The 12,982-nt window shown below is 54.5% G+C and carries 15 protein-coding genes and 1 tRNA gene; 10 read left to right on the plus strand and 6 right to left on the minus strand.

The genetic code is table 11. The features are described 5' to 3' along the window. The first annotated feature begins 142 nt into the window (after nucleotides 1–142). Nucleotides 143–1,501, plus strand: coding sequence for a S41 family peptidase (locus tag ACJJI1_RS06860; protein ID WP_413663753.1), 1,359 nt, complete (start codon nucleotides 143–145; stop codon nucleotides 1,499–1,501). A 51-nt stretch (nucleotides 1,502–1,552) separates the two neighbouring features. Here ACJJI1_RS06860 and hisF read toward each other — a convergent pair whose 3' ends face one another. From hisF to hisB, 4 genes are read right to left on the minus strand one after another with little or no spacing between them, the layout of a single operon-like run. Continuing rightward, nucleotides 1,553–2,314, minus strand: coding sequence for an imidazole glycerol phosphate synthase subunit HisF (gene hisF, locus ACJJI1_RS06865; protein ID WP_444958924.1), 762 nt, complete (start codon nucleotides 2,312–2,314; stop codon nucleotides 1,553–1,555). After that, complete coding sequence (gene hisA / locus ACJJI1_RS06870) at nucleotides 2,314–3,045, minus strand: 1-(5-phosphoribosyl)-5-[(5-phosphoribosylamino)methylideneamino]imidazole-4-carboxamide isomerase (protein WP_413663754.1); 732 nt, start codon at nucleotides 3,043–3,045, stop codon at nucleotides 2,314–2,316. Before hisA ends, hisF begins: the two co-directional genes overlap by 1 nt. Before the next feature lie 48 nt (nucleotides 3,046–3,093). Beyond that, the gene (gene hisH / locus ACJJI1_RS06875) at nucleotides 3,094–3,747 is read right to left on the minus strand and encodes an imidazole glycerol phosphate synthase subunit HisH (RefSeq protein WP_444940440.1); all 654 of its coding nucleotides are present in this window, start codon (nucleotides 3,745–3,747) and stop codon (nucleotides 3,094–3,096) included. Further along, nucleotides 3,747–4,334 (minus strand): imidazoleglycerol-phosphate dehydratase HisB, encoded by a 588-nt coding sequence (hisB, locus tag ACJJI1_RS06880; protein ID WP_282930763.1) that lies wholly within the window; start codon nucleotides 4,332–4,334, stop codon nucleotides 3,747–3,749. The genes hisH and hisB overlap by 1 nt, the downstream gene beginning before the upstream one ends. Before the next feature lie 116 nt (nucleotides 4,335–4,450). On the opposite strand from hisB, the gene ACJJI1_RS06885 reads away from it, so the two are divergent. From ACJJI1_RS06885 to ACJJI1_RS06925, 9 genes are all read left to right on the plus strand, one after another. After that, a complete protein-coding gene (locus ACJJI1_RS06885; protein WP_444958925.1) occupies nucleotides 4,451–4,750 on the plus strand; it encodes a hypothetical protein in 300 nt (99 codons plus the stop codon). 83 nt (nucleotides 4,751–4,833) lie between these two features. Then, complete coding sequence (locus ACJJI1_RS06890; protein ID WP_444958926.1) at nucleotides 4,834–6,939, plus strand: TonB-dependent receptor; 2,106 nt, start codon at nucleotides 4,834–4,836, stop codon at nucleotides 6,937–6,939. Between the two features lie 165 nt (nucleotides 6,940–7,104). Then, the gene (locus ACJJI1_RS06895) at nucleotides 7,105–9,264 is read left to right on the plus strand and encodes an AsmA family protein (RefSeq protein ID WP_444958927.1); all 2,160 of its coding nucleotides are present in this window, start codon (nucleotides 7,105–7,107) and stop codon (nucleotides 9,262–9,264) included. A 79-nt stretch (nucleotides 9,265–9,343) separates the two neighbouring features. Beyond that, a complete protein-coding gene (mutY, locus tag ACJJI1_RS06900; protein ID WP_444942574.1) occupies nucleotides 9,344–10,429 on the plus strand; it encodes an A/G-specific adenine glycosylase in 1,086 nt (361 codons plus the stop codon). A 15-nt stretch (nucleotides 10,430–10,444) separates the two neighbouring features. Then, complete coding sequence (locus ACJJI1_RS06905; protein WP_282930759.1) at nucleotides 10,445–10,720, plus strand: oxidative damage protection protein; 276 nt, start codon at nucleotides 10,445–10,447, stop codon at nucleotides 10,718–10,720. A 126-nt stretch (nucleotides 10,721–10,846) separates the two neighbouring features. Then, nucleotides 10,847–10,922: transfer RNA gene (locus tag ACJJI1_RS06910), tRNA-Phe, on the plus strand. Nucleotides 10,923–11,587: 665 nt separating this feature from the next. Continuing rightward, nucleotides 11,588–11,911 (plus strand): hypothetical protein, encoded by a 324-nt coding sequence (locus ACJJI1_RS06915; protein ID WP_444895732.1) that lies wholly within the window; start codon nucleotides 11,588–11,590, stop codon nucleotides 11,909–11,911. A gap of 102 nt (nucleotides 11,912–12,013) precedes the next feature. Beyond that, nucleotides 12,014–12,271 carry a DUF4160 domain-containing protein gene (locus ACJJI1_RS06920; protein WP_444958928.1) on the plus strand — a complete coding sequence of 86 codons (258 nt, stop codon included), beginning with the start codon at nucleotides 12,014–12,016 and terminating at the stop codon, nucleotides 12,269–12,271. Between the two features lie 9 nt (nucleotides 12,272–12,280). Beyond that, on the plus strand, nucleotides 12,281–12,562 hold the full coding sequence (locus ACJJI1_RS06925) for a DUF2442 domain-containing protein (protein ID WP_444895730.1): 282 nt from the start codon (nucleotides 12,281–12,283) through the stop codon (nucleotides 12,560–12,562). Between the two features lie 51 nt (nucleotides 12,563–12,613). Here ACJJI1_RS06925 and ACJJI1_RS06930 read toward each other — a convergent pair whose 3' ends face one another. Then, nucleotides 12,614–12,766 (minus strand): hypothetical protein, encoded by a 153-nt coding sequence (locus ACJJI1_RS06930; RefSeq protein ID WP_444895729.1) that lies wholly within the window; start codon nucleotides 12,764–12,766, stop codon nucleotides 12,614–12,616. Further along, complete coding sequence (locus tag ACJJI1_RS06935) at nucleotides 12,753–12,941, minus strand: hypothetical protein (protein ID WP_444895728.1); 189 nt, start codon at nucleotides 12,939–12,941, stop codon at nucleotides 12,753–12,755. The genes ACJJI1_RS06930 and ACJJI1_RS06935 overlap by 14 nt, the downstream gene beginning before the upstream one ends. Nucleotides 12,942–12,982: the final 41 nt, after the last annotated feature.

Raw genomic sequence — 12,982 nt, forward strand, 5'->3', positions numbered from 1 at the left:
CAACCCAGGTGTAAGACCCCTGGGCTTATGACGACTAAGATCGTGACACTGTAGAATTTGGCGTCCGCTTAGAATCCCTGCCAATCTCTGCGGTCTACACTTTCGCAAAGCAGCGAAGAAATAAGGCAGAGGTCACAACAACATGTTTATCCCCAAGGCGCTGACAACCTTGATCGGCGCAGCCGCTCTGACAGCCTTGCCTTTAATGGGTTTGACCGACGGCGATAGCCATTCCCAGGTGGCTGCAGACACTGAAGCCCGCCTGCCACTGGAAGATCTGCGCAGCTTTGCCAAAGTTTTCGAGCAAATTCGCCAGGGCTATATCGAGGAAGTGGACGACCGCACCCTGCTGGAATACGCCATCAAGGGCATGCTGCAAGGCCTAGACCCGCACTCCTCCTACCTTGATCGCCGATCCTTTGACGATTTACAAGCCAACACCACCGGTGAGTTTGCCGGCCTCGGGATCGAGGTGGGCATCGAAAACGACCATATCACCGTCGTCACCCCCATGGACGACACCCCCGCCTCCCGCGCTGGCCTCAAGGCCGGCGATGTCATACTGCGCTTGTCGGGCAAATCCATGAAGGGCGTGAGCCTGGATGAAGCGGTGGAGTGGATGCGTGGGCCCAAGGGCAGCAGTGTCACCCTGACCATCGCTCGCAAAGGTTTTAAAGAACCTTTCGATGTAACTCTCAAGCGGGACACCGTGCGCGTGCGCAGTGTGCGCAGCAAAGTCCTCGACGATGGCTACGGTTATCTGCGCATCAGCCAGTTCCAGCTGGACACCGGCGCCGATGTGGCCGACGAGCTGATCAAGTTGCAGAAGAAAGGCGCACTGAAAGGGCTGGTTATCGACCTGCGCAACAACCCCGGTGGCGTGCTGCAATCCTCGGTGGAAGTAGCGGATGCATTTTTGGAAGAGGGCCTGGTGGTCTACACCGAAGGTCGCAATGAAGCCGCCAACCTGAGCTATTCCGCCGAGCCGGGCGATTTAACCGAAGGCGCTCCGCTGGTTGTATTAATCAACGCGGGCTCCGCCTCTGCAGCGGAAATTGTCGCCGGCGCCCTACAGGACCACCGCCGCGCAGTGGTGATGGGCACCGACAGCTTCGGCAAGGGCTCGGTCCAAACGGTGATCCCTATCAATAATGAACGCGCCATTAAGCTGACAACTGCGCTCTACTTCACTCCCAATGGCCGCTCAATCCAGGCCCAGGGCATCACACCGGATATCGTGGTAGAGCGGGTAAAAGTTACCCGCTTGGACGACTCTCCCAGACCCACTGAAGCGGATTTGGCAGGGCATCTGGACAACGGTAACGGTGGTGCCGACCGGACTTCTGAAGACCGCTCGAGAGAACAGGAAGAACGGGAAGACTGGATGGATCGCGACAACCAAATCTTCGAAGCCCTCAATGTACTCAAGGGCCTCAATCTCTACGCTCACAGGGACAGGGGTTTGCGCGAGCGCCTTGCCCGCGCAGACGAACAGCAGTAAGCAAAGTACGGCGGGCCCAGGGCCCGCCGTGCAAGACTACCCCACCATTACCTACAACCGCATTTCAATCCCTGCGTTGTGCATAAACGCTTTCGCTTCGGCAATGGTGTATTCGCCGAAGTGAAAAATACTCGCAGCCAATACCGCATCCGCACCGCCGTGCAATACGCCATCCGCCAGGTGCTGTAGATCTCCCACACCACCGGAAGCAATGACTGGCACTTGAACCGCCTCAGTAACCGCCCGGGTCAGGGCCAGGTCAAAACCGTTCTTGGTGCCGTCGCGATCCATACTGGTCAGCAGGATTTCACCGGCACCGTATTCGGCCATTTGCCGGGCCCAGGCCACAGCATCAATGCCAGTGGGCTGGCGCCCGCCATGGGTGAAGATCTCCCAGCGCCCCTCTCCCACCTGTTTGGCATCAATGGCTACCACAATACACTGGCTGCCAAAGCGCTCGGCGGCCTCGCGTACAAACTCGGGATTTTTCACCGCCGCTGAATTGATTGCAGTCTTGTCCGCACCGGCATTCAGCAGATTGCGGATATCTTGCAAGGTGCGCACACCGCCGCCGACAGTGAGGGGGATAAACACCTCGTGGGCCATTTTCTCCACGGTGTGCAGGATGGTATCGCGCTGCTCATGGGTGGCGGTGATATCGAGGAAAGTGACTTCATCCGCGCCCGCTTCGTTGTAGCGGCGGGCAATTTCCACCGGGTCGCCGGCATCGCGGATATCGACAAAGTTAACGCCCTTCACCACGCGGCCGTTGTCCACATCCAGACAGGGAATAATACGTTTCGCCAGAGCCATTATTTGTTCCGTTGGTCGCAAAGCTGCTGCGCTTCGCGCAGGTTCAACTTGTCTTCGTAGATCGCCCGGCCGGTAATCGCACCGTAGATTTCACCGGCATCCAACAGCTGTTCGATATCCTCGATGCTGCTGACACCGCCGGAGGCAATAATGGGCACCTGCACTGCGCGGGCCATTTCCAGAGTCGCCTCAATATTGACGCCTTGCATCATGCCGTCGCGGGCAATATCTGTATAAACAATAGAGCTGACGCCACAATCGGCAAAGCGCTTGGCCAGTTCTGTCGCCTTCAGCTCGGAGACCTCAGCCCAGCCCTCAGTAGCCACCAAGCCATCTTTGGCATCGAGCCCGACAATAATATGGCCCTCAAACTCGCGACACGCCTCTTCCACCAGCTTGGGATTTTTTACCGCCGCAGTGCCGATAATCCCCCACTGCACACCGGCATCCAGATAGCGCTCGATAGTGTGCAAATCGCGAATGCCTCCGCCAATTTGCACCGGTAAATCGGGAAACTGTTTGGCGATAGCAGTTACCGCTTCACCGTTCACCGGGTTGCCGGCGAAGGCGCCATTCAGGTCCACCAGGTGCAGGCGCTTGGCTCCCTCGTTCACCCAGTGCTGTGCTGTCGCCAGGGGATCATCGGAAAATACAGTGGCGTCATCCATCTCGCCCTGGCGCAGGCGCACGCATTGGCCGTCTTTTAAATCAATCGCGGGAATTACAATCATGTCTTTTCTTACGTCGGCAGTAATTTCAGTGTGATCGGTGAGCTGGGTTTATTGGGCCCGGCCGTTCCAGTGGACAAAATTCTTTAGTAGCTGCAAGCCAGCCTCAGCACTCTTCTCTGGGTGGAACTGGGTGGCAAAGATATTCTCCCTGGCAACTGCGGCAGCCAGAGGGACACCGTATTCAGTTTGCCCGGCAATATCCGGGTTTTCAGCAGCCGGCACATAGTAGCTGTGGACAAAGTAGAAACGGCTGCCATCGGCAATATCGGCCCACAGGGGATGCGGCTGCCGCTGCTGAACGCTGTTCCAACCCATATGGGGCACCTTGAGCCGTTCAGCACTCTGCGCCGAGGGAATGTTGTCGCCGAAGAATTTCACCGGCTCCGGGAAAATCGCCAGGCAATCAACGCCATTATTCTCCTCGCTGTGGTGCATCATAATCTGCATACCCACACAGATACCCAGCACCGGGGTGCCCGTACTGATGGCCTCTCGAAGCAGCGGCGAAAAACCCGCTTCGACAAACCCTGCCATACAATCCCGAATGGCACCCACACCGGGCACCACCAAGCGCTCTGCGCCCGCAGCCTGCTCCGGCGTCTGCGCCAGCACCACCTCGGCCTCCGGCGCCACCTTGTTCAGGGCGCTGGCCACCGAGTGCAGGTTGCCCATACCGTAATCGAGTACCGCAATCTTACCCATCACAAGACTCCTTTGGTGGAGGGCATGGTGCCGGCCATACGGGGGTCCGGGGTCAACGCCATACGCAGGGCGCGGCCAAAGGCTTTAAATACAGTTTCCACCTGATGGTGAGCGTTGTGGCCACGCAGGCAGTCAATATGTACGGTTACCAGCGCGTGATTGACGAAGCCCTGGAAGAACTCAAAAAACAGTTCGGTATCAAAGTTGCCGATCCTCTTCTGGGTGAAAGGCACATCCATAACCAGGCCTGGCCGGCCGGAGAAGTCGATTACTACCCGGGAGAGCGCCTCATCCAAGGGGACATAGCTGTGGCCGTAACGGGTCATCCCCTTTTTATCCCCCAGCGCTTCAGTAATGGCTTTGCCCAGGGTAATGCCAATATCTTCCACCGTATGGTGGTCGTCGATATGGATATCGCCATCGCAGCTAATGTCCATGTCGATCATGCCGTGGCGGGCAATTTGATCGAGCATATGCTCCAGGAAAGGAACCCCAGTCGCGAACTTGCCATGACCTTGGCCGTCCAGGTTAACGCTGACTTGAATCTTGGTTTCCAGGGTGTCACGGGTGACGCTAGCTGTACGCATCGAAAGCGATCCTTATTTGCACGATAAGACAGAGGGCGCAAATTATAGGATGAATGACATCCCCTGTGGCTCTCTAGTGTCAGATGAAACTTGATTCGTAATTGTTTAGCCCTATCATGCTCCGCATGGTTACTCTAAAGCGCCGAAAATCCCATTACTGGGCCAGCCTGTTCCTGTTACTCGCCGTAGTAGCAGCTCAGCCGCTGTGGGCGGAGCACTTTCACCTGGGCAATACCCAGGTAGAGATGTGTGACCTGTGTTGCATGCATTCACCTGCAGCACTCGGCAGCGAGCCATTGCTCGTACAGGCTGAGCCCCAAAGTCACTATGAACGGCCCTCTGCGCCAACCGCGCGCGATTGCCAGCCAGAGCGCCAGAGTGCGCGCGCCCCTCCCTTCTTCCTGTCACTCAGCTAACACCCAAAAACCGATATTTTTTTAATGAATGCCCGCGCTGGAGCGCGTATGGCATTGTCCGCCTGTGACAGGAATAAAAAACAATGACTAAGTTCAATACTTTGGCCCTGGCTATTGCCAGCTTGGCCGTGCCCGCTATTTGCGCCGCAGAAGACAGCAACAAACTGGAAGAAGTTAACGTCACCGTATCTCCCCTGGATAAGCCCGCCGACGCAGTAGCTGCGCCGGTATCGGTGCTCTCCGGCGAGACCCTGCGCAAAGCCGCTTCCGCCACCCTGGGCGAAACCCTGAAGAACCAGCCGGGAGTGGCCAACGCCTCCTTCGGCAGTGGCGTGGGCCTGCCGGTTATTCGCGGCCAGAGCGCCAACCGGGTGAAGATCCTGAACGACAACCTGGATGTCTCTGACGCCTCCAACACCAGCGCCGATCACGCTGCCAGTATCGAACCTCTACTGGCGGAGCGCATCGAAATACTGCGCGGACCGGCGGCACTGCGCTACGGCAGCGGCGCTATCGGTGGGGTGGTAAATATTATCGACGGTCGCATCCCCACTGAGGTACCCGAGGAAGTTGAAGGCGCGGTTGAGATGCGCCACGACACTGCCAACAGCCAGGATGCCTCGGTATTCCGCTTTACCGGCGGTGCCGGGCAGCTGGCCTGGTACTTCGACGGTGTCTATCGCGAAAATGACGATACCGAAATCCCCGGCCTCGCTATTGTCGAGCACGAGGAACACGAAGAGCACGACGAGGACGAAGGCGAGCACGAGGAAGAATTCAACACCGACGGCTACGTCGGCAACACCAACGCCCGCGCCCACAGCTACAGCGGTGGAGTTTCCTGGATTACTGAAAGTGGCTATATCGGTCTGTCAGTAAACAAGCTTGAGAACGACTACGGCATTCCCCTCGGCACTCACGAGCACCACCATGAAGAGGAGGAGCACGACGAGGACGATCACGAGGAACACGAAGAGCATGAGGAGGAGAGCGAAGTCGAAGCTGTGCGTATCGATATGGCGCAGACTCGCTACGACCTCAAAGGCGAGCACCGCTTCAACAGCAACTATTGGGACAAGCTGCGCCTGCGTATCGGCTATAACGACTATGAGCACGTAGAGCTGGAAGAAGGTGAACCCGGTACCCGCTTTACCAATGAAGCCTGGGAAAGTCGCTTGGAGATCACCCACGACAACGATAGTGAGTGGCGTGGTGCCTACGGCCTGCAATTGTCCGACAAAGACTTTGCTGCAGTGGGCGACGAAGCCTTTATCCAGCCCTCCCGCACCCGCAGCGCCGGCCTCTTCACCATGAAGGAACGCGAGTGGGGCAACTGGCACCTGGACCTGGGCGCGCGTATTGAGCTTGTCGATATCGATCCGGAGACCGCAGAGGATCGTGACTTCAATCTGTTCAGCACCAGTGCCACTCTGCAGTACTTCCTGCAAGAGCACCAACACATCAGCGTCGGCGCCACCCACTCCGAGCGCGCCCCGGTAGCCGAAGAGCTGTTCGCCGACGGTGAGCACCTGGCCGAGTCGCGCTACCTGATCGGTAACAGCGACCTGGACAAAGAACGCTCTTTAAACCTGGAACTGGGCTATCACCACCACAACGAAGCAGCCAGCGGCTGGCATGCAGCGCAGATTGAAGCCAGCGTCTTCTACAACCACATCGGCGACTACATCTATTCGCAGAATACCGGTCTTGAGTACGAAGAAGAGCTGCCCATCTACGCCTATGCCAATCGCGATGCCACCTTCTACGGTGCTGAAGCCTCGGTGAAATTTCCCCTGCGCAGCAACTTCTACCTAACTCTGTTTGGCGATGTTGTGCGCGCGAGCTTCGACGAAGATATCGCCGGTGAGAGTTCCGATGTGCCGCGCATGCCTCCCCTGCGCCTGGGTCTCGCCCTGGGAGCAGAGTACGACCAGTGGGGTTGGGAATGGCGCACAGTCGAAGCTGCGGACCAGGATCGCGCCGGCGCCTACGAAGAGGAAACCGACGGCTATACCCGCATGGACCTGAGTGCCCACTACAACTTCAACATCGGCAGCAGCGACGCGGTGATCTTCGCCAGCGCCCGCAACCTGCTCGACGAAGAAATTCGCAACTCCACCTCACTACTGCGCGACTACGCTCCTGAAGGTGGTCGCAGCGTCGAAGCCGGTGTGCGGTTTATTTTCTAATAAACACCTGCTTCAATGGCCCCGCAGCGCTTTCCCAGCCTCGCGGGGCTGCATCTCCTACAATTCCGGCATAACCTATTTGTAGAAGTGCGCGGGAACATCGAGCCGCGCTGCGGCGTCATATGCGTGACACCACACGACAAATACACAGGGACAATGCTCTCCATGGCCTGGATAAAGCGCACTTTTATCGCACTTTTAATCGTTTTCCTGCTACTCGCTGGCGCCGTCGCCTGGCTGTTAGCAGGACTCGACATCAACCAATACAAACCCCAGTTAGAAAAACTCGCTGCCAAACAGGGCATCTCCCTGCAACTGGAAGGTGATATCGGCTGGCAGCTGTGGCCCAAGCTCGGCCTGCAACTTGAAGATGTACAGCTGGCACCATTAAAGCTACCAAAACAAACTCTGGTGAAAGCAGAAAAAATTGCCATTGGCGTAGCCCTCAAGCCACTACTGCAACGCAAAGTAGAGGCTGAGGAGATAGTCCTGGTAGCTCCACAAATTGAGCTCACTGTCGACAAAGAAGGGCGCGGCAACTGGGAGCTGATCAGCGAGGCCCTGGAAGCGCAGAGCAAGCAACCTCCCAAACTCTCCATCCCCAAGGAACAGGAAGAACCTTCACAACAACAGGTCGACCTGAGCCTGCAAAAGCTGCGTATCGAGAAGGGCATGGTGCTCTACAGCGATGCCCAGACTAACAAAGAGTACAAAGTCCAAGACCTGCAGGTAAGCGTTATTAACCTGGTGCCGGGTGGCGAGCCGGGCAAACTCACTGCAGCAGCAAATCTTACCGGTAGCGACCTCAAACACCCGCTGAAGCTAAAAATTGATAGCACCCTCGCCCTGGATGAGGGCCTCAATGGGCTGCGCCTGCAACCGCTACAAGTAGACCTCACCTCTGAGAACAGCGCCAAGGCCAGCCTGCATATGCGCGGCTACCTGCGCAGGGACAGCAACACCCAGCCCTGGCGTATACAACTAAACGTCAACGCCAATGCCGACCCTCTGCGCCCCTGGTTTGAACTGACGGGCAGCGAAATCGATACCCGCGATAAAGCGGCACTGCAAAAGCTGAGTATCGAAGCGAGTGTGGAAGGCACAGAGCAAAAACTCGACCTGACACCGCTGCAACTGAAACTGGACGACGTCACCTTTAGCGGCAACGCCCAGTTGCGCAACGCAGAAATGCCCGGGCTGGACCTGAACCTGCGCGGCGGCGCCTTTAACCTGGATAACTATCTGCCCCCTTCGAACGAAGATGAGGCTGGAGCCGCTTCGGCGGAACAAACCGAGGGAGTGGAAGCACAGAGTGCGCAGGCTCCCGCCGCTGAAGGCAAAAAGCAGGGAGAGCAGGCGGCACAGAGCGATCAAACTGAAACCGCAGAAAAACCAAAGAGAACAGTAGCTGCCAAGCCGCCCGCGACAGAACCCCTGCCTCTGAGCGACCTGCGCGGCTTCAACGCCAATATCAGCCTGGCACTGGACCAACTGCAAGCCGCTGACCTGCAAATGGACAGCCCGGAAATCCAACTCACTGTAGATAACGGCCTCTACCGACTGCAAAAATTGAGCGCCGATATCTATGGTGGCCAGCTGAACACGAATGGCCAGCTCAACGCTCGCGCCCAGTCCGCCGAGGCGCAGATGCGCGGCGGTCTCACCAATGTGGATATCGGCAAGGTCCAAGCTGCCCTCTTCCCCAGTGAAGACGTCCAGCTGGCTGGGGAAGCCAGCGTTAACTGGAGTGCCAGCACCAAAGGTAAAACATCCACAGCCTTAGAGAAAAACCTGCGCGCCTCCGTTGAGGTTTCCAGTAAGGAAATGTCGATTTCTCCATTCAATCTGGAGAAAAACATGTGCCAGCTGTTTAGCTATGCGGAAAATACCGAAATGCCCACCCGGGACTGGCCCAACAGCACCGGACTGCAGGACCTTCGCGCCACCATCGCGGTGAAGGGCGACCAGGTAGATGTGAGCGAAATTCTCGCCGGTATCGAAAATATCGCCCTGACCGGTGACGGAGAGGTGGACCTGAAGAAACAGGACTTCGACTTCAAGCTCGGCCTGGCCCTGGTGGGCGAGAGCACCTCCGCCGACGGCTGTACCGTGCGCAACAAGCGCTGGCGCAATCGCCCGCTGCCGCTGCGCTGCAAGGGCGACTTCGACGATGTGAACATCAGCACCTGTAAACCCGACAGCCGCCGCCTCGACGACTTGCTGCGGGAAGAACTGAAGCACAAAGCCGAAAAGAAATATGGCGATAAAGTTGAAGAAAAGGTCGACGAACTGAAAGAAAAATTGAAAAATCTCTTCGGCCGCTAAGGCCCCGCTAAAGTGCACCGGGGTCCACCCGGTGCACAACTCCAGCGTTCAACCACAGATTCCAGCCCGCAGTATCCCCATGACCCCAAAGCAGTTCCAAAATGCCGTCCTGAAATGGTTCGACAAACACGGGCGCAAAGACCTGCCCTGGCAGCAGGACATCAACCCCTATCGGGTTTGGGTGTCCGAGATCATGCTGCAACAGACCCAGGTCACCACGGTGATTCCCTACTTTGAGCGCTTTATGCAGAGCTTCCCCACCCTGGAAAGCCTCGCCCGCGCGCCCCAGGACAAAGTCCTGGCTCACTGGAGCGGCCTCGGCTACTACGCCCGCGCCCGCAACCTGCACAAGTGTGCCCAGACGGTGCTGGAGGAATACGGCGGGGAGTTTCCCCAGGACGTAGAGGAACTGACCGAATTGAGCGGCATAGGCCGCTCCACCGCTGGCGCTATTGCCAGTATCAGTATGGGACTCAGGGCACCGATCCTCGATGGCAACGTCAAACGGGTGCTGGCCCGTTTTCACGCCGTGGAGGGCTGGCCCGGACAGACAGCGGTTGCCAATCAACTGTGGCAACTGGCCGAGACCTACACCCCAAACCAACGCGTTAACGACTACACCCAGGTGATGATGGACCTGGGTGCCACCCTGTGCACCCGCTCGAAACCACGCTGCGAGGAGTGCCCGGTGAAAAAATCCTGTGTGGCTCACGCCCAGGGCAATCCACAGGATTTCCCCGGCAAGAAACCGCGCAAGGAAAAGCCGGTGCGCAGCGCCACCCTGCTCTTGCTTGAACACAAAGGTGAGATCTACCTGGAACAGCGCCCGCCCAGCGGCATCTGGGGCGGACTCTGGAGCCCGCCTGAAGCCGACAATAGCAGCGACTGGCTCAAGGCAAAGCGCTGGCGTGCCAGTGACGTCCAAACCCTGCCGACCCTGCGACACACCTTCACTCACTTTCACCTGGATATTTCCCCGGTGTGGGTACAACTGAGCAAAGTCCCAGCACAGGTGGCGGAGAGCGGCGCTGGCTGGTATAAACTGCGGCGTTTAAACCGCCCTCGTGCGGCCCAGGAACTGGGGCTACCCGCCCCTATCGTCAAGCTGGCAAAACAACTACTGGCGCTGCAGGCTCCCCTGCTCACGCCGACCACTGCCGACTAAAACCAGGAGGAGTCCATGTCCAGAACCGTATTCTGCCGCAAGTACCAAGAGGAATTGGAAGGTCTGGATGCACCGCCCTTTCCCGGCCCCAAAGGCATGGATATCTTCGAGAACGTTTCCAAAAAAGCCTGGCTGGAGTGGATGTCCCACCAGACCATGCTGATTAACGAAAAGCACCTGAACATGATGGAACCCTCAAGCCGCGCCTACTTGAGCGAGCAGATGATGAAGTTCTTAAGCGGCGAGGAATACGACGCAGCCGACGGTTACGTTCCGCCGGAACAGCAGTAACACAAGGCCCCGAAGCTTCCCCGGCAAAGAAAAAAAACTTTTTTATAATCAAGGGGTTGACTCTGACCCGGGGAAGGGCTTTAATACGCGCCTCGCGACGCAGGGGAAGCCCAGCAAGATCGCAAAGCCCGGATAGCTCAGTCGGTAGAGCAGGGGATTGAAAATCCCCGTGTCGGTGGTTCGATTCCGCCTCCGGGCACCATTTTTAAACCCGCGCAAGCACACGCTTTCGCGGGTTTTTTATTATCCCTGTCATGTGCCAATAAACGCCAAAAACCACTAAAGTGTCCACATAGAAATTTTTTGGTCCAGCGCCGTTCCCCCCTCCAGTGGCCACAATTGCCCCTCTTCAGCTTTAGTGAACTACGGCTTCAAAAGTATTCATTCTGTGAAATCCTGGTTAGCTCTTAACCCCGCACCAGCTCAGGCCAGGGCCGCTAGTCTCATTTCATCAACTAAAAGAGTGCCAAAAATCGGCAGGCGTGGGGAGGAGTGACCGGCACTAATTTTTCTATACAAATAACAACCAGCAAGGATTAGCTGGGGGCGCCAACAACTATTTTTAATAGGGTTCTCCATTAAGAATACTGAGTTAGCACCCCCGTACATAAAAAAATAACTGATTAAAAAAAAGAAAAGTTAGTCCGCTCCATAGCAATAGATTCAGACAGATTGGTATCGACTGGCGCTATACATTTACGGATTAGTTAAACTTTGATGTAAAGGAAGAAAGTAGGAAATAATTAAATATAATTTATTAAGATATGCACCACTTCAAAGTAATTTACAAGCGGGATTAAAAGGCTGTATAAACTGAAGAAATTAAAACTTCCTTTTAAGCAGGCGTTCAAATTACACGGAGCAAGTATGAGCAACAAATTTATATCCAGCTGGTTTATTTCTTCTTTAGCGCATGACAATGTAGTAAAGGGAATGATTAGAAAGAAAGTCGAAAAACAGTACAATCAAAGAATTGTAGATATAGATGAGTTCTCAAACACCTTAAGAAAAATGTATGAAGACTTTGATGCTGATGGTTACGACGTAATTAATGTTGTTCCAATTCAGCAGGGGCAATCTGAGCAATCAATAGGGCATACTAAAGAAGTTTTTTCAGAGTCAACCTATCTCGGTGATGTTGGCTTCTCTATCACAAGAGGCGCGGTTGTTATAGGTAAGAAGCGAGATTAAGAGCTTTATCACTATAAACAATGCTTACAGTTAGGCAATAGGTCTTTGAAATTTTAATGACAGTCAAAGCATGAGGGAAAAATGCCAGAGATATGTAGATTTATGGGAATCGTAATTTATATGTACAGGGAAATAGGGGGAAAGCATCATTTCCCACATGTACATGTAGATTACTCAGGGAGAAAAGCAGTTTTTAATATAGCTACAGCTGAATTAATGGAAGGCAACTTCCCTCGCAGGGAAAAGAAATTAGTCGAAGCCTGGATTGAGCTTAGAAAAACCGAACTGCATACAAACTGGAATAAACTTAATGTGCCTACTGGCACTCCAAGCTTCTTTAAGATAGAACCACTGAAGTAAAGGTAAAATATGTCTGATTTAGAAAAATGGGTTATTAAGAGCTTTAATATTATAGGCGACTATACAATTGAATTACATTTTGCCGATGGAAAAAAGCAAACAATTAATTTTGAGCCAGTTATAGGTAAGGGATGGATGACCAGCCTTAAAGATCAGGCGTATTTCAAGAAAGTTAAACTTAATGACGGTGGCAATCTTGAATGGCCTGAAGGTCAAGATTTTAATCCAGAAGCACTTTATGACTGGCCTAGATTCGAGCAAGCATATATTGATGATTTAAACTCAATGTAGAGCTACTAAGCTTTTTTATCCAATGCAAAAGTGCCAGCACAAACTGGCACTTTAACTGAAACTAAGGGCAAGACTGTCACTAGCAAAGCGATTTTGATCCTTCATCAACTTCAATCCAAGCTCTACCTTCTTAGCTTTATCCTTCAGCACAGATTTTCTACTTTTTAATTGTGACTGAATATCTCTAATCTCATCTATCTTCATTTCGCTTTAAAATCCTTTTTACATGTATCTCAATAGGGTTTGTAAGCTTGCCTCTCGGCTCATTATCGACATCTTTTTTTGCAAGCTCTTTCAGCTCTTCTATCTCTGGACGTAGTTTTTTAAGAGATCTTTTTATCTCTTCTCGCCCTTCTTTTGTTGTTGGATCATGTTTCATAACAACCTTCTCTTTTTCATCTGTCCGGGCATCTTTTGATG

Source organism: Microbulbifer maximicatervae (SeqCode) (genome assembly GCF_052467065.1).